Genomic DNA, 16,473 nt, shown 5'->3' with positions numbered 1-16,473 from the left:
TTAGAAAGGTTATGGGGATATGTCGCTACAGGCAACTGTATTCAGTCATTTGGATGTGGTTTTAATATTTTCTCAACAAGTAACCTATACTTTTGTCGGGTACGTTTCGGGCCGGATCAGGACGTTATTGCGCTGGCACTGACGTAATTAAACACCTCGCTGGCCCGGACCGGTCGGCAAAAAAGAAAACCCTGAAAATCGGTGCATTCGCGCTTGGTTAAAAAATCCAGCTGGCAGTGTTCCTCGATTCCCTCGACGGTAACAGACAGGCCCAGTTTATGTGCCAGCGCAATAATGGCCTCGGTCAGGGCGCTGTTGTCGCGGTCATCGGGAATGCCACGGACAAAGGACTGGTCGATTTTGATGCGCGCTATGGGAAGCCTTTTGATGGACCCAAGGCAGGAGAACCCGGTGCCGAAATCGTCAATTGCCAGCAAAACCCCCAGCTTGCGTAATTCGTGAAGGCGGGCAATCACACGGGCTTCATCCTGGATCATGCTTTCGGTTATTTCAATTTCCAGGGTATGGGCGGGGGTTTGCGTTAGTTCGAGCGCATTTCGCACCACGTCGACAAAATCATCTGATTGTAATTGCCGGGCCGATGCATTGACAGCAATGCGCAAGGCACCGTATCCGCTATTGCGCCAGCGTTGTGCCTGCGCGCAGGCTTCTTCCACAACCCATTGTCCAATCTCAATGATCAGGCCGCTTTGTTCGGCAACCGGTATAATTTCGCCCGGGCCGACCAGGCCTTCGGTTGGATGGTTCCAGCGGATCAGGGCTTCAACACCGGTCATCTCGCCGGTCAAACGCGAAAACTGGGGCTGATAGAACAGTTCGAGTTCGCCGTTTTCCAGGCCCCGGCGCAGTTCGAGGCTGCGGGTCATGAAATGGGTGGCGTCGTCTGTCATGGCGGACTTATAGAATGCAAAGCTGCGGCGTCCGGCGTTTTTGGCGGCATACATGGCGGTGTCGGCCTGACGGACCATGTCCTGTGCATTTTTTGCGTTGCCGGGATACAGGCTAATGCCGATGCTGGCCGAAACCGTGATGTCGCGGCCCGCCAGATTTGTGGGAATTTGCAGGCCCTTTATCAGGCGGGATGCCAGATTGGCCGCCGCACTTTCGTTCAGGATGTCTTCGGTGGTAATTAAAAATTCGTCCCCGCCAAGACGGGCAAGGGTATCGGTACTTGATGTTAACGCCTTAAGGCGCCGTGAAATCATGACAAGAAGCTGATCGCCCGCGCCGTGGCCCAGCGTATCATTGATATTTTTGAAATTGTCGACATCAATGAACATGCAGGCAAGGCGGGTTCCCTGATGGCTGGCCCGTTCAATGGCACGGCCCAGCCGATCAACGGCAAGAAGGCGGTTGGGCAGGCCGGTTAACCCGTCGTAATGGGCCAGATATTGCAGTTCTTCCTCGGCGCGGCGAATGGCTGTTCTGTCTGATATGATGGCGACATAGTGTGACAATGCCCCTTCATCGCTATCAACGGCGATGATCTGGGTCATCAGCGTGATGGGGTTGCCCTGGGCGTCGGTGCTATCGATTTCGCGATGCCAGTGTTTCCGGCTTTCCAGGGATTTGAACATTTCCCGATAGAAGGCATGGGGAAAGGTATCTTTGGCGATTACGTGCGGGCGATGCCCCAGGGCATCCTCGATCGCGATGCCGGTGATGTTGGCATAGCTTCGGTTGGCACTGGTGATACGCAGTTCCTGATCAAGGATCAGGACGCCATCCTGGGTGGTTTCATAGACTGTTGTCGCCTGGCGTAAACGGTCGCTTGCGACACGCTGGTCGGTGATATCCTGAACGACGCCGATAATGCGCCGCGGTACAGAGGGGGCATTTTCAAAGGTTTTGCCCTGGGCGCGAAACCACGATGCCGAGGAGCGTGGATCGTCCGAGCGAAAGACAACATCAAAGAAATCGCCCTGGTTAATGGCCGTTTCAAAGGCTTTTCTGACCAGGTTGCGGTCATCGGGCGAGACTTTTTTTAAAAAGCTGTCCCAGTTTGACGACAGGCTTTCGGCGTCGCCATCCGCATGGATGATGCTGGCAAGGCCGGTGGTTTCAATTTGTCGGGTGTGAATGTCAATTTCCCAGCAGGCCATGTTTGCCGCGCTCATGGCCAAAGACAGGCGTTCCTCGCTGCGTTTCAGGTCAAACTCGACTTTGCGGCGTTGCAGGGCCATTTGAATGGTGGCGTGCAATTCGCGTTCGGTGAAAGGTTTGATCAGGAAGCCGTAAGGATGGGTCAGTTTGGCACGTTCCAGCGTCTGGTCTTCGGAATAGGCGGAAAGATAAATGACAGGAATGTGCATATAGGGCGGAATGCCCGCAGCAGTTTCGATGCCGTCAATATCGCCATCGATGTGAATATCCATCAGGATCAGGTCCGGGGTATCGGACAGAATGGCATCAAGGGCTGCGGCACCGGCGCTAAACACGGTGATTTTGCTATATCCAAGACGGCCGAGCTGCTGGCGCAGATGCAGGGCAACAATGCGCTCATCCTCGACAATCATGATATGGGCCCCTGCCGACGAGGGGGTGTTGCCCCGGGCAGAATCAGAATGCGGCGTTTCGGTCATGATGGCTCCATTTGCGGGAATTCCACCGACAGGCTTGTGGGATTGGAACGATTGACGGTGATGGTGCCATGTAGCTGGTCTACCAGCATATGGATAAGCAACAGGCCAAGGCTGCCGCCATTTTCAATATCCAGGTCATCGGGCAGACCAATGCCGTTATCGGTGACGGTAATACGGATATGCCGGTTTTCTGTTTCGCCGACATAGACATTGATCCGGCCTTTGCGGCCATCGCGAAAAGCATGTTTCAGGGCGTTTGAAAGCAATTCGTTGGCGATCAACCCGCAGGGGACCGCCCGGCCAATTGGCAGAAAAACCGGTGAAATATCGGTTTTAATTTCGATGCGGGCGATGTCGACAACATAGGATGAATGTAACGACGTTAGCAGATCGTCGAAAAAATGGCCCAGCTCAACCTGGGAAACATCTTCGCTTTGATACAGGGTCTGGTGAATTTGCGCCATGGAGCGAACACGGTTGCAACTGTCACGCAGCATTTCACGCACATCGGGATCGTTAATTTGCGCACTTTGCATGTCGAGCAGGCTATAGACGATTTGCAGGTTGTTTTTGACCCGATGGTGCACTTCGGCCAGCAGAAGTTCTTTTTCGCGCAGGGATTTTTCCAGGCGTTCCTGGCGTGTCTTGCGGTCTGAAATATCGACAATGGCAGCCAGAATGTGCAGATGGTCGCCAATCGGGATGGGATTAAGGCCGATTTCGACGGCAAATTCGCTGCCATCCTTGCGCAGGGCATACAGATCGCGGCCGGGGCCCATCGGGCGCGGGCCGGGGGCGCGAACAAAGCTGTCGCGCAGGCCGGAGTGATGGTGACGGAAGCGTTCAGGCACCAGCATTTCAATTGCCTGCCCCAGCAATTCTGCGCGTCGATAGCCAAAAACCTTTTCGGTTTCGGCATTGACCATGGCAATGCGGCCATTGGCGTCGGTCAGGATCATGGCGTTAGGGGCATATTCAACCACACGGCCAAAACGTTCATCATCGCCGCCGGGAAAAGGCGTTGAAGGTACGGGTGGCATTACTGAATGGTCTATGTCTTTCATGACGCGTCCCCAAAAGGCGATATGTGGCTGTTTATTGCAGAGCGTTTTCCCGTAGTGCCAGATATTGGTCGGTTTGGTCCGGTTTTGAAGGTCGGCGTGCGACCGATTGAAAGGAACGACAAAATTGACGGATAGAATGTATGTTTGTTCGGTTGATATTATTGCAAGAGATGCGACCTCTGATTTCAATCGTAGCGGATAAAAATACCATCTCCAAGAGGTGTTAAAAGGTGCCGTTTGATCGTTGCGGGAATTTTGCCAATCGGCGGGCGGGCAGGGCTTTGTCCGGTCGTCTTGTGATGCTGTTCACATTTTCGGGTTGTTCTGTGGGGACCGATTGCCATTACAGGCATTTTTTATGGTCTGATGAATTGCTGTAAATTATTGAATTAAAACAGTTTTAGGGGTCATGAAAACTTCACCGAAGCGTTGCTGCGTTTTTGCCCGGTCGGGACTAACTTCGTGCCGATGATGCAATGCACAAGGACAGGTGAAAATGCGGGCAAGACCGGGCAAGGGCAAAACGGGAATCAAGGCCAAGATGCTACTGGCTTTCGGGGTGATCGCGTTGGTGCCATGTGTTGCTGCGTCTATTGGCTGGTTATCCTATCGCGCGGTACGCGGGCATGTGACGGATATTACGCAATCCCAGGTGCCGTTGCTCGAAACTGCCCATGGGTTGGCAACGTCGGCGGCCGGAATTTTGGCGTTGGGCCCGCGCATTGATGCGGCAGACAACGCCGACGAGCTTGATCGTCTGGAAAAGGAAAGCGCGCAAAAGCAGCAATTCATGACGCAGGCGGTTGAAAAGCTGTCGCAGAACCATCTGGATGACGACACCGCAAGTGACATGGTGCAAAAGGTCGGGGCACTAAATTCCAGCCTGAGCGCGCTGGTCAGGGCAACCCGTACCCGGCTGACGCAAAAGGCGCAGCGGGTGCAACGGCTGGGAACCCTTGAACAGCAGCATGATACCCTGCTGGCGCAGTTAAAACCGGCAATGGAAAAATCGCAAAAGGCACTGGCCAACAGCATTGCATCGCTAACGGCGGCAACAACCAGCGCATCGAGTTCGATCAGCGATGATTTGTCGCAACGCATTGTGCCGATGTTTCAATTGCGCGGGGCAACGGCGGCCCTGACCAAATCGTTATTGCTGGGAGCTTACGAAACCGAACCGTCCAAGGTGATGTCGCGGTCAACCGATTTTGATTCAGCCCTGGCCAATATTCAGGGCGCATTGCGGCCACTGGCGAAAGACCCGGCAGCAAAAATGGTGCTGGCTGCGATTGACAAGCTGGCGGCATTTGGCGGTGACGACAAAAATATTTATATGTTGCGTATCGGCCAGCTACGCGCCGAACCGGGATCGGCAAAGGCCGAAAAACTAAGCGCTGAACTGGCGCAATATGTCGATGAGATTGTGGAACTGGACGGCGATATCAGCAATTTTTTATTGCCGATGATGTTGAATTTTCGCACCCATATTGCCGGTTCCGGGCAGGAAATTGCAACGCAAACCCAGGAACTGGCAGGCGTGCAGGTGCCCCGGGCACAGGAAAGTTACATTCGGTTAAGTTCGCTTTTGGCTGATGTGAATTTGCTGGTCGGGCGGCTGGCCGAGGCGGGCAATGCTGCCAGTGCCGACCAGTTGGCAATGCTTAATACCAGCCTGCAACAGGTCGCCAAACAGATTGGCCAGGAAGCCGGGCAGTTAGGGGCAGAGCAAACGGTTATTTCGGGACTGATTGACAAGCTGTTGCATACCGGGTTTGGCGATGATGGCATTTTGGCCTTGCGCCGGCAGGAGCTGGCGACCCTGGCGACCAATGATGCCATGATGCAGGAAAACCGCGAAGCTGCCACGCGCCTTGCCGATGATGTGGCGGTGATTGTGGCAGCGGCCCAACAATCGGCGGCGGCCGGGGCGGGGGAAACGCAAACGGCGTTGGACCAAACCAATATGCTGCAAATTTCGCTGGCAGCAGCCGGGGTGGTTTTTTCCATTCTGGTGGTGTGGCTGTATGTGGGGCGGCGAATTGTCAGCCGGTTGGAAAACCTGGCACAGGCAATGCGCCGGGCGGCAGATGGGGACCGTCAGGTGGTGCTGCGCAACGATGGCAGCGATGAAATCAGCGAGATGATTGATGCGTTAGACATTTTTATTGGCAACGCCAAATCAATGGATGATGCGCGTGAACAAATGGAAGTATCGCGCAAGGAGGCATCCGAACAACGCAAGCTGGGCCGTCTTGCCGTTGCCGAACAGTTTGAACGCGATGTTTTAAGCATTGTGCAGGCGCTGGCCGGGGCCGCGCAAACCATGACCGACCGGGCGCGCGCGTTGAACAATATTGCCGATCAGGTCAGTGTGCGGGCCAATGCGGCGCTGGATATTTCAACCCAGATGGCATCGGGGATTCAGCAGGTGGCCGCCGCGGCCAGCGAAATTTCAACGTCAATTGCCGATATTAACCAGCGCACCGGCGAAACGGCCAAAGTGATTGGCGATACCGCCGCCGGGGCCGAACAGGTGAAAACCACCATTGCCGGACTGGCGCAGGCGACATCGGAAATTGGCACGGTGGTGGGCCTGATTGAAGGGCTGGCCGGACAGACAAACCTGTTGGCCCTGAACGCCCATATCGAAGCCAGCCGGGCCGGGGATGCGGGCAAGGGGTTTGCCGTGGTGGCAAATGAAGTGAAACATCTGGCCGGGGAAACCGCGCGATCCACCGGGGATATTTCGCGCCAGATTGCGGCAACGCAGGATGCGTCGCGCGAAACGGCATCGGTTGTGGCGTTAATGACAGACGGGGTGCAGAAAATTCAGGGTAATTCATCGGCGATTGCCGCGGCTGTTGGCGAACAGGCGCGGTTAACGCAATCAATTGTGGACCGATCGCAGGAGGTGGCGGTGGGGACGCAGCGCGCCAATGAAGATGTGCTGGTTTTATCGCAGGCCGCCGCCACAGTGCGTGAAGATGTGGGCGATGTATTAAACATTGCCGAGGGGTTGTTGCGCGAAGCCGCCAGCCTTGGCGATGCTGTGAACGGGTTTTTACGCGAAATTCGCGAAGCATCGTAATATCAGGTGTCGGTAACGCAGTGTGGCGTGCCGATATGCGGGTGTTTGCGGCCAGATTGCGGGCTGTTTTGGTGTTTCGGGGCGGTGATGCCAGCCATGTTTGCGGTTGCGGGGGGCTATGTGCGCTCTATGCTTGATCTTGGACGCAAGCGGGGCTAGCTTCTGGCGGCGTCGAATCAGTATAATTCGCGCCAAAATCCGATTTTTATGTAAAACACTTGTTCAAGGTTTCAAAAATGACAGCCGATCTTCGTGATGCCGCGTTAAACAGCAATGTCTGGGCTTTTACCGAAGCCCAAAAGCTGGTGCAGCGTTACAAAGACAAGAAACCGGAAAAGGGCTATGTCCTTTTTGAAACCGGTTATGGTCCGTCGGGCTTGCCCCATATCGGTACTTTTGGCGAAGTTGCGCGCACAACCTATGTTCGCCGCGCCTTTGAAACCATGTCCGATATTCCGACCAAGCTGTATTGTTTTTCCGATGACATGGACGGGTTGCGCAAGGTGCCCGATAATGTGCCGAACCGCGAAATGGTGGCGCAGCATTTGGGCAAGGCATTAACCAGCGTGCCCGACCCGTTTGGCAAGTTTGAAAGCTTTGCCCACCATAATAATGCCCGCCTGCGCGAGTTTTTGGACAGCTTTGGCTTTGAATATGAATTCAAGTCATCGACCGATTGTTACCGGTCGGGCATGTTTGATGCGGCTTTGCTGCGGGTTCTGGAAGTTTACGACAAAATCCAGAAGATTATGCTGCCGACATTGGGCGAAGAACGCCGGGCGACCTATAGCCCGTTTATGCCCGTCGAGGCAGACACACAAAAAGTGCTGATGGCCAAGATCGTGGAAATCAAGGCATCGGAAGGCACCATTGTTTATGAACACCCCGAAACCGGCAAGCTGGTGGAAACCCCGGTAACCGGCGGAAATTGCAAATTGCAGTGGAAGCCCGACTGGGCAATGCGCTGGTACGCGCTGGGTGTTGATTATGAAATGGCGGGTAAGGATTTGATCCCGTCGGTGGACCTGGGCAACAAGATTGTGAAAGCCATGGGCGGCACCCCGCCGGAAGGTTTTAACTATGAATTGTTCCTTGATGAAACCGGGCAGAAAATTTCCAAATCCAAGGGCAACGGCCTGTCGGTGGAAGAATGGCTGACCTATGCGCCGGAAGACAGCCTGTCGCTGTTTATGTTCCAGAAACCAAAAGCGGCAAAACGCCTGTATTTTGATGTTATTCCGAAAACGGTTGATGAATATCTGACCTTTGCGGAAAAGCTGAAAACCGAAACCGACCCGGTTAAGCTGCTGCAAAACCCGGCATGGCACATTCATGCCGGCACCGCGCCGAACCGCGATATTCCGATTTCGTTTGGTATTTTGCTGAACCTGGTTTCGGTGTGCAATACCGAAGACAAGGACGTTCTGTGGGGCTTTATTTCGCGTTATGCCAATGGCGCAACGCCGGAAAACGCGCCTTACCTGGACAAACTGGTGGGCTATGCGGTGAATTATTACCGCGATTTTGTGAAGCCGACCAAAAAATACCGTGATGCAACCGAAGAAGAACGGGTTGCGCTGGCGGAATTGCGCGACGTGCTGGTTGGGCTGGATAAAACCACCAGCGGCGGCGACATTCAGACCGCGGTTTATGAAATTGGCAAAAAACATGAATGCTTTGCCGATTTGCGCGCCTGGTTTAAAGCCCTTTATGAAATTCTGCTGGGGCAGGAACAGGGCCCGCGTATGGGATCGTTCATTGCGCTTTATGGCATTGACGAAAGTGTCGCCCTGATTGACCGCGCCCTTGCCGGCGAGGATTTAAGCGCCTGATTTGCGGCATTTTGCATGAATACGGATCAAGGCTCGCCGGAACAAGGCGGGCCTTTTTTTGTTTCTAATATAGCAGCAAATTTGACGGGCAAAAAAATGCCGTAGTTTCATGGTGATGTCAGTAAATACTGGCACTGTGTATTTGGGCCTGACAGGGCAAGCGCCATTGATTTGGAGAATTGGAGACATGGCAGTGAAACGTCATAAATGGTTGATCCTGCTGGCTGGATTGCTGGTTGCCGGCTGTGCCAGCGGCCCGCGTGTTTATACAGATCAGGACCCGGTAACGGATTTTGGCCGTTATCACAGCTATGCATTTGTCGAAGCCGCAGGCAAGGACCGGGATGCGAAATATACCACCCTAACGGGCCAGCGCATGGAAGATCGCATTGCGGCGCGAATGCAGGCCTATGGCTATGAGCTTGATATTCGTCACCCCGATTTGCTGGTGGATTACCACATAAGCACGCGCGAGCAGCAGGTTGTACGCAGCGGCCCGTCTTATGGCGGGTATTACGGATCATCGGGCCGTGGCGGGGTTGGCGTTGGGGTGCCGTTATTTGGCGATACGGGCAGGGTTGATACCTATGTGCGCGGAGAGGTGGTGGTTGACCTGATTGACAGGGAAACCAACAAAACCGTGTGGGAAGGTAAAACCGGCAACTGGACCGGGTCGGGCGGGGATTTTTACCCTGATGCTGCGATAGCCGAAGCCATTGGCGCCATCTTTGCCAAATACCCCTATCGGGCCGGGCAAAGTGCGCCGGTTGTGCCGGTGCAAACCGGAAATTAGGGACGCACCAAAAGGTGGATTTCACGAAAACTGCCAAAACGGGCCTTAAATAAGGGGCCCGTTTTTTTATGTGTCGGTGCGGGTAACGAGGCGGCGTTTGTCGAGCTCGATCCGCCAGATTGTGACAAGATTGATTGCCATGACCAGACTTTCGGCCAAAATCCCGCCGATTGAGCCTGCGACAATATTGCTAAGCACCCAGAAAAATGCGGCACAGAATAACCACCAGCGCATGATGCTGCCTTTAAAGGCAAACATGCCAATTGTGCCAACCAACCCGGCAACAAGGGCCGGAGCATCGGACCAGTCGCGCCATGTTATCAGAGCGGTGAGAAGGGTTAACACAAGCAGGCCGACCATGATGTGAAGGTTACGGTGGTATTTGCGTGCCAGCATAATGCGCAGAATGACAATGCAGGTCATCGCGCTTGCGACCCAGCTTTCAAGCAATGCAAATTGCAGGACAATGGCAATGTTTGCGGCAATCAGGATCAGCAAAAGTTTGCGGTCGTCCTTGTTGGCTAAACCGGCAATGAACAATCCTAGCGCAATAAATCCGGCGATCTGGCCTGCTATCCAGCGGGGGCTTGCATCGGAAACAAGTGTTTCAAACATTGATATTCACGTTGACATGAAAGGGGGTTCGGCAAGGTGGCCTTACCATGGGGTTGATTTCTTTTAAACCTTGGCGGCAGTGTTTCACCCTGGCTATATTTTTACATACTGGACATAACGGCCCGTTAGCGAAAAAGCTGAGGGCATATGCGCCGGCTTCTAGCCGGTTTTGATGTCGATATTGTGGGCCGTTTAATCAGGTAAAAAGCTGGAGGCTTGCTCTTGAGAAAGCCGGTTAGTGGTTCCGGGAATTGTTTTTACGGAAAAATTAATTGTCGAATTCGTTGGCGTTCGGATTGGTCCGGGATGCGCTCGAGTGTGCGTTGCCAAACCCGGTGAATGGTATCTCCGATGTCATCACCAGAATAGGCGTTTGAAAATTCCTGTTTGTCATATGCTGCATTTCGCGGTGCAGAAAACCAGTTAAAAGAACCATCTATCAAGTGGCGATCGTCAACAATTAATGTTTTGTTGTGAATGCGCGGCAGCAAAAGCAGCTCTGCCGGGCTTGCGAGAAGAATTTCGCGTGCTTTTTTTGCGTAGTCTTTTTCAGTCTTGTTACAAGGAATGAAATGATCGGCACAGGCGGCGATAACCACTTTGACACCCCGGCGGTTTGCAGCCTCGATTGCATTAATAATTTCATCGTCATTTATCGCTTTGTCGCTGAGATAGGGCGAATAAATCAGAATGTTATTTTTCGCTGTTTCAAAACTTTTCTTCAAATATTCGCGGTGTTGCTGCAGCGTTTCGAGGCGTAATGGCAGAATTGTGGGGTCAATGCCAAGTGTCGTTGGCAGGATGTCGGTAATTTCATTTTCCGGGTCAGCTAAAATGATATGGGCCAGATAATCCGAGTTTGTTCTCGGGGGTGTACTGGCGTCGAAAATTTGCATGTCTCCAAAGACAAGAAAGCTGTCTTGCGCACGGCTGACAGCAACATTGAGCATGGAGTTATCACTGTTGAAAAAATACTGGGTGCTGACGGTAAAATCATAGACGGTCGAAAAAATGACGACCGGACATTCGGCGCCCTGAAGCCCGTGTACGGTGCCAACAGTAATGTTTCTCAGGCCAGATACGCCATTGGTATTCGCCTGTTTGGCAAGCTCGTTTCGAATGAGGTTTGCCTGGCTGCGAAACGGGGTGACGATTGCGATGATTTTTTCAATCGGTTCCTTGTATGCAGCTTCCAGTTTTGCCTGCTGCCGGGCAATCCAGTCAGCAATGGTTTGTGCCTCAATTTTGTTGGACCAGCTCCCCTCAATCTTGCGGGCTGCACCGCGGATATGAGCATATCCCATTGCAGGCAGAAGGCTCTCTGTTTTGGTGCCACGAAGCGGGGTCAGGCGGCCATTGTAAAAGCGATTACAATAATGAATGATTTCATCGTAGCAGCGTCGATGTTCTGCGAGGAACATGCCCTTGTTATCAGGAAGCGTAAAACAGCTTTTATGCTGCGCCATCTTCATCATGCTGCCCTCAAACGCGGTATATCCATTTTGGGCAAGTATTGTCTCGTGTTCAAGCAGCCCTGCTTCGTGCAAGTTACCGCGATCAATTGCCGATGAGACGGAAACAATCGGGGCAATTTGCAGGGTATCTCCGATGATAATTGCCTTTTGGCCAAGGATGAGGCAAGGCCCACCTACTTCTGGTGCGACCTGTCCGGCTTCATCCATGATGATCATGTCAAAAAAGCCTTTTAACGGACCTTTATAGGGGACCAGAAACGTGGCTGTTGCCTTGTAACAGGTTGCGACAAAACACGGAGTTAGCATTGCATAGCGGCGCAGGCGCTTGCTGATATGTTCAGCAGTTTGTTTCAGGTCGGTGTTGGCGTCGATGTTTCTGTTTTCATTAATCCAGCGTGCTTCCCAATAACGGGATGCCAGAAAGAACAATCGATTGCGCACAAGTTTATCGAGTTTTTCAATCAGGGATTCGGGATTGTTTTTATACTGCGTTCGGAGTGTTTCGCTGTTCTGGTATTCAAACGTGGCGGCGCAGGTTTCGGTATTTATCTTGTTGATAAGTTCGGCGATTTCGTTCCAGCATTCAATGCGGAATGATAGCCATTTTTTCAGCTGTGCAGTCTGGGCCTGAAGGTCGGCAATGTTTGCCTGGAGAGTGGATATTTGTGTTGCAGCTTCCGGGGATTGGCCAAGCCGGGTGGCATCAATCACAAGGCGGTCAAATATCCGCATCGCCTGGGGCAAGCGGAAGTTTGGTTGGGAGAGTTTTTCGGCAAATTGTTCGTAGCCATTGTCGATCAGCATGAATTGCAGTTTGCTGATCGACAATTGTTTATTGTCAGGCAGAAGGTTCAAAAGGCGCTTGATAAGTGAGTTCGGCTGGATCTCTGCAAGCGCAGCCTTACGTAAATTCCGAGCTTTTTTCTCCTGTGCGGCAGCCAGACGGTTTTCTTCATCGGCGGCCTTTTGACAGGCGCTCAATATTTCTTGTTGTTTTAGAGTTTCAGTTTCAAGAGAGTTTATCCATTCCGCAAGGTCAGCAAAGCGGCTGTCTTTCAATGCCTGCCTGATGTCGGTGAGTTGTCCCAGCGTCGAGATAATTTTTGTATAGCGACCAAACTGGGTTTTCAGATGGCCGTGCAGAATCTCAATGATATTAGCCGGATCTTCGATCTTTTTGCCATAATAATGGCTAAAGCATTCAAAGAAATGTTGTTCCGTTTGTGCGCGGGTTTCTGTGTTTTCTATTTCATCGGGGAAGGTGCCGCCCTTGCGGGCAGCCATCAGATATTTGCCCTTCGGGATGCGTTCTTTGGCCTTATCGGACGGAAAGAAAAGCCCCAGAGAGCGGGCCTGCGGGATCCAGCGGCGGCTCAGAGGGTCGGGACTGTTTTGCAAAAGGGCTTTGCCCAGACTGTCGATCAGGTTGGTAACAGCCTGATTGTTGGTGGAACAGGCCAGAGCAACAAAGGGGGCTTCGCCAGCAAGGGCAGAATTGACCACGCCAGATGCAATGACACTTTGCATTAATGTGGTTTTACCCGTACCCGGAGGTCCGTTTACGGCAAGAATGGATTGAGAGCCGGTTGACAGGATATTTGCCATGGCCTCTCGTTGCGTCGGAGCCAGAATGTGCTGGCCGATATGCCCTGTGTGACGGGCTGTTGATTCAGGTTCAAACGAATGTATGGCGGGTTGTTGATGAGAATGTTCTGCCAGCAACGTATTAAGAGCGGTGTTTTTTGTCCATTCTTCAGGATTGTCACGTATGGCCTCGCAGAAGCGAACAATTGATTCTCCTGCCCCGGCATGCTCGTGAAACAACATGATACGACCATGTTGCGTGCTGTAATGTTCAAATTTCGGTTCGTATATAGATGTATTGGCAACAGCCTTGCAGAGATTGTCGGCAAATTTCAACACATCGGGAAAAGACGGATCGGTCGAGAATGTGGTTTGCTCAAGGAATTTGTCTAAATTTTCAATCGTGCCAAGTGTAATTGTTTTTAGGCCGATGGGTTCAAGGCAAGCCCGTTCAAACCATGGTGGCCTGTTTGCGTCAGCAGAGAGATTGCCGTCAAGACTAAGGGTTGCCGATATCCAGACAGATCCCTGACGTGTTTTTTCGCTATCTGAGTGGCCAACGCCATGTTCAACGCGGGTTGTAACAATAAAGGGAGTAATAAGAACCGATGCCGTTTTAATTGCGTCGATTTCTTCTTCCTGTCTTTTAGTCAGGTTCTGACCAACTTGCCTTTTTAGCAAGTCTTGTCGCTGTTTTATAATTTTGTGGGCAATGTCCTGTGCAACCATACCCTGTGCGAGCGCGCCAATGTTTAGAATATGGCATGTCGCGTCATTCAGGACGGGGGATGTGCGTTGGCTATCGATCAGAGACGACCGCCAATAGGTTAATAAATTGGAGTTCATTACTTACCCTGAGCAGAAATATATATCTTTTGGGTGTAATGATATGTGTGGCCGATGTCCAAGATAAAACTTTTAAGGGAAAATTGCGGCGCCAATGCTTTTGGCACCGCAATCATAAGGCTATTTAACTGGCTTCGCTAAAGGCCCAATAAAGGTTCTGTGCGTGTTTGGTGATGGGGCCGGGCTGGAGGTTGCGGTCGTCGAGTTTGACGCAGGGCGCAACCTTGTAGAAATTGCCGGTGCCGAAAATTTCGTCGGCTTCTTGCAATTCGCTGTATTTGATCGCCTTTTCAACCACATTTACCCCATCATCGCGCAACAGCTGGATCACGCGCTGGCGGGTCAGGCCATTCAGGAATGTGCCATTGATGGCCGGGGTGTAAACCGTGTCGTCCTTGGCGAAAAACAGGTTGGCATAGGAAAATTCGGCGACATGGCCCATTGGGTCAAGCATGACGCCGGTGTCAAAACCGTTGCCTTTGGCTTCGTTAACCGCGCGGCCGACATTGGGATAAAGGCAGGATGCCTTGGCTTCTGTTGGTGCACTTTCGGGCGATGGGCGGCGAAAACTGGATTTTTGGGCGGTGAAGCCGGTTGTGATGGCGTCGGGCAGGGCACTTTCGTTAATGCAAAGCACAAACTGCGCACTATCGGCATCGGGGGCGAGAAAGCCGGTTTCGCCGTAAATGATCGGTTTGATGTAGAGCGCGACGTCGGGATCAAACTTCGTTAAGCCCTCTGCCACCAGTTCGAGGATTTCACCAACCGTAATTTTGGGTTCCAGCCCCATGAATTGGGCCGAGCGAATGACACGGGCACAATGGGGTTTTAGGTCGGGGGTTTTGCCTTTGATGCGGCGGGCACCATCAAACACGGTTGAGGACATCCACATGCCATGAGTGGCCGGACCAATAATGGCCGGGTTGCCTTCGTGCCAGGTGCCCTGATGCCAGGTCCAGGTTTTGGAAGGGGTGGCGTTGCCCATTTTGTTTCTCCTGATTTATTTTATTGGGGGCAGCCGGTGCTGCGCCAGTGGGGCTGGTGAGATCATGAATATGAGATCTTCAGCATAGATTTTTTAATTGGCTGTGGTCAAAGAAAACCGTGCGCGAAACGATGAAAGGTGAGGTTATGGTCTGGCGTTAAATGCACACGTGTGCGCTTGTGCGCGGTGCCATAAAGTCATACAAATTGACCGAGGACAGCGTTGGTATTTGGCAAACAGGACGCGCAGGCACCCGCATGTGACCAGATGGCCGAAGGACGCATTGGAAACGGGTGTGAGCCGGGGCAATTGGCGAAGGGTTGTTGGCCTGTGGCATTTCGGGGCCCGATGGCGGGTGTTTGGTAGCCGGTGTCTGGTTACGGGTGCGATGTGGTTTGGATGCCCTTGGGCAGGGGGCAGGTTGTGGCGGGGCAGGAGAACAGGGCGTGCAGAGCAAGCAGAAAACGGCAAAAACGACGGGCGCAGAAAAGCCGGAAAACCGCGTGATAACTTCGGCCGATGTGGCGCGCGAAGCAGGGGTTGCGCGCTCCACCGTGTCGCGGTGCCTGTCGGGCGATGGGCGGATATCGGAGGAAACCCGCCAGCGTGTTTTGCAAACAGCTGATCGGCTGGGCTATCAGATTAACCAGATTGCGCGGTCGATGAACCGGCGCAAAAGCGATTTGATCGGCTTGGTGACATCGGGGTTGGAAGATCCGTTTCGGGTGCAGTTTTTACATCATTTGATCAGCGCCATTCAGAAAATCGGCTATCGCCCGTTGGTGATTGATGTGTCAGCGCCCGAGCATATGTCGCGGTCGATGCTGAATTTATTGCAATACCAGGTGGCGGGGGTGGTGGTGACATCGGGCAGTCCGTCGCCGGAAATCGGGCAGCATTTTATTCGCCGCAATGTGCCGGTGGTACTGGTGAACCGGGCAGGTTTGCTTGAAGGGGCCGATGTGGTGAATTGCGATAATGACACCGGCGGCAGGTTGGCAGCAGAAGCGTTATTGGCGGCAGGGAAACGCCATTTCGGATTTTTAAATATGACAGGCGGGACCTATAGCGGCAATGCGCGGGGCGAGGCCTTTGTGGCCGCGATAGCCCCGAAACTGGCGAGTGGCGAGGTGCGGTTTAGCTTGCTGGGGTGTGACAGTGCCGATTATGAAGGCGGTTATCAGGCCGGATTGCAGATTTTAAGCAACAGGGACGCGCCGGACGGAATTTTTTGTGGCAAAGACCATATTGCATTGGGATTAATGGATGCAGCCCGGTTTGAACTGGGGCTGCGGGTGCCACACGACCTTGCAATTGTTGGTTTTGATGACATTACCGCGAGCAGCCAGAAGGCATATGGGTTAACGACCATCCGCCAAAGTGCCGAAGATTTGGCCGCCCTGACCGTGGCGAGACTGGCAGAACATATTGCAGCCCCCGGCCAAACCGCATCGCAACGGGTGGTGTTGCCGGTGGAACTGGTGCAACGCAGCAGCACATGAAAACAGGCGTATTCTAATGCATCGCCCGCTGTTTCAGCTTTGCGAAGCCGTGGATGGTGACCATAAGATACGAGAGGTAAGGTGAG

General features: G+C 52.9%; 9 protein-coding genes. 4 read left to right on the top strand and 5 right to left on the bottom strand.

From position 1 onward, the window contains the following. Nucleotides 1-116: 116 nt before the first annotated feature. Nucleotides 117-2,603, bottom strand: a complete 2,487-nt coding sequence (locus J4E05_RS06090; protein WP_349593369.1) for a two-component system response regulator — start codon at nucleotides 2,601-2,603, stop codon at nucleotides 117-119. After that, nucleotides 2,600-3,667 (bottom strand): sensor histidine kinase, encoded by a 1,068-nt coding sequence (locus J4E05_RS06085; RefSeq protein WP_085593673.1) that lies wholly within the window; start codon nucleotides 3,665-3,667, stop codon nucleotides 2,600-2,602. The genes J4E05_RS06090 and J4E05_RS06085 overlap by 4 nt, the downstream gene beginning before the upstream one ends. Before the next feature lie 496 nt (nucleotides 3,668-4,163). On the opposite strand from J4E05_RS06085, the gene J4E05_RS06080 reads away from it, so the two are divergent. From J4E05_RS06080 to J4E05_RS06070, 3 genes are all read left to right on the top strand, one after another. Continuing rightward, nucleotides 4,164-6,755, top strand: coding sequence for a methyl-accepting chemotaxis protein (locus J4E05_RS06080; RefSeq protein ID WP_349593366.1), 2,592 nt, complete (start codon nucleotides 4,164-4,166; stop codon nucleotides 6,753-6,755). A 236-nt stretch (nucleotides 6,756-6,991) separates the two neighbouring features. Continuing rightward, a complete protein-coding gene (locus J4E05_RS06075; RefSeq protein WP_349593363.1) occupies nucleotides 6,992-8,587 on the top strand; it encodes a lysine--tRNA ligase in 1,596 nt (531 codons plus the stop codon). A gap of 187 nt (nucleotides 8,588-8,774) precedes the next feature. After that, nucleotides 8,775-9,380, top strand: coding sequence for a DUF4136 domain-containing protein (locus J4E05_RS06070; RefSeq protein ID WP_349593360.1), 606 nt, complete (start codon nucleotides 8,775-8,777; stop codon nucleotides 9,378-9,380). Between the two features lie 66 nt (nucleotides 9,381-9,446). Here J4E05_RS06070 and J4E05_RS06065 read toward each other — a convergent pair whose 3' ends face one another. The 3 genes from J4E05_RS06065 to J4E05_RS06055 form a co-directional block, all read right to left on the bottom strand. Further along, nucleotides 9,447-9,995: a YgjV family protein gene (locus J4E05_RS06065; RefSeq protein WP_349593357.1), complete on the bottom strand. Its 549-nt coding sequence runs from the start codon at nucleotides 9,993-9,995 to the stop codon at nucleotides 9,447-9,449. A gap of 257 nt (nucleotides 9,996-10,252) precedes the next feature. Then, on the bottom strand, nucleotides 10,253-13,783 hold the full coding sequence (locus J4E05_RS06060; protein WP_349593354.1) for an AAA domain-containing protein: 3,531 nt from the start codon (nucleotides 13,781-13,783) through the stop codon (nucleotides 10,253-10,255). A 241-nt stretch (nucleotides 13,784-14,024) separates the two neighbouring features. After that, on the bottom strand, nucleotides 14,025-14,885 hold the full coding sequence (locus tag J4E05_RS06055) for a branched-chain amino acid aminotransferase (RefSeq protein ID WP_349593351.1): 861 nt from the start codon (nucleotides 14,883-14,885) through the stop codon (nucleotides 14,025-14,027). Nucleotides 14,886-15,331: 446 nt separating this feature from the next. Between J4E05_RS06055 and J4E05_RS06050 the strand changes: the two genes are divergently transcribed. Continuing rightward, nucleotides 15,332-16,387, top strand: coding sequence for a LacI family DNA-binding transcriptional regulator (locus tag J4E05_RS06050; RefSeq protein WP_349593349.1), 1,056 nt, complete (start codon nucleotides 15,332-15,334; stop codon nucleotides 16,385-16,387). The last annotated feature ends 86 nt before the right edge of the window (nucleotides 16,388-16,473 follow it).

Origin of the sequence: Thalassospira sp. NFXS8, assembly GCF_040148805.1 — a bacterium.
Lineage (GTDB): Bacteria > Pseudomonadota > Alphaproteobacteria > Rhodospirillales > Thalassospiraceae > Thalassospira.
This window is presented reverse-complemented; position numbering and strand designations above follow the sequence as displayed.

Excerpts from the sequence above, each read along its gene's own strand:
- J4E05_RS06090 (WP_349593369.1), bottom strand. The coding sequence starts at position 2,603 with ATGACCGAAACGCCGCATTCTGATTCTGCCCGGGGCAACACCCCCTCG.
- J4E05_RS06085 (WP_085593673.1), bottom strand. The coding sequence starts at position 3,667 with ATGAAAGACATAGACCATTCAGTAATGCCACCCGTACCTTCAACGCCT.
- J4E05_RS06080 (WP_349593366.1), top strand. The coding sequence starts at position 4,164 with ATGCGGGCAAGACCGGGCAAGGGCAAAACGGGAATCAAGGCCAAGATG.
- J4E05_RS06075 (WP_349593363.1), top strand. The coding sequence starts at position 6,992 with ATGACAGCCGATCTTCGTGATGCCGCGTTAAACAGCAATGTCTGGGCT.
- J4E05_RS06070 (WP_349593360.1), top strand. The coding sequence starts at position 8,775 with ATGGCAGTGAAACGTCATAAATGGTTGATCCTGCTGGCTGGATTGCTG.
- J4E05_RS06065 (WP_349593357.1), bottom strand. The coding sequence starts at position 9,995 with ATGTTTGAAACACTTGTTTCCGATGCAAGCCCCCGCTGGATAGCAGGC.
- J4E05_RS06060 (WP_349593354.1), bottom strand. The coding sequence starts at position 13,783 with ATGGTTGCACAGGACATTGCCCACAAAATTATAAAACAGCGACAAGAC.
- J4E05_RS06055 (WP_349593351.1), bottom strand. The coding sequence starts at position 14,885 with ATGGGCAACGCCACCCCTTCCAAAACCTGGACCTGGCATCAGGGCACC.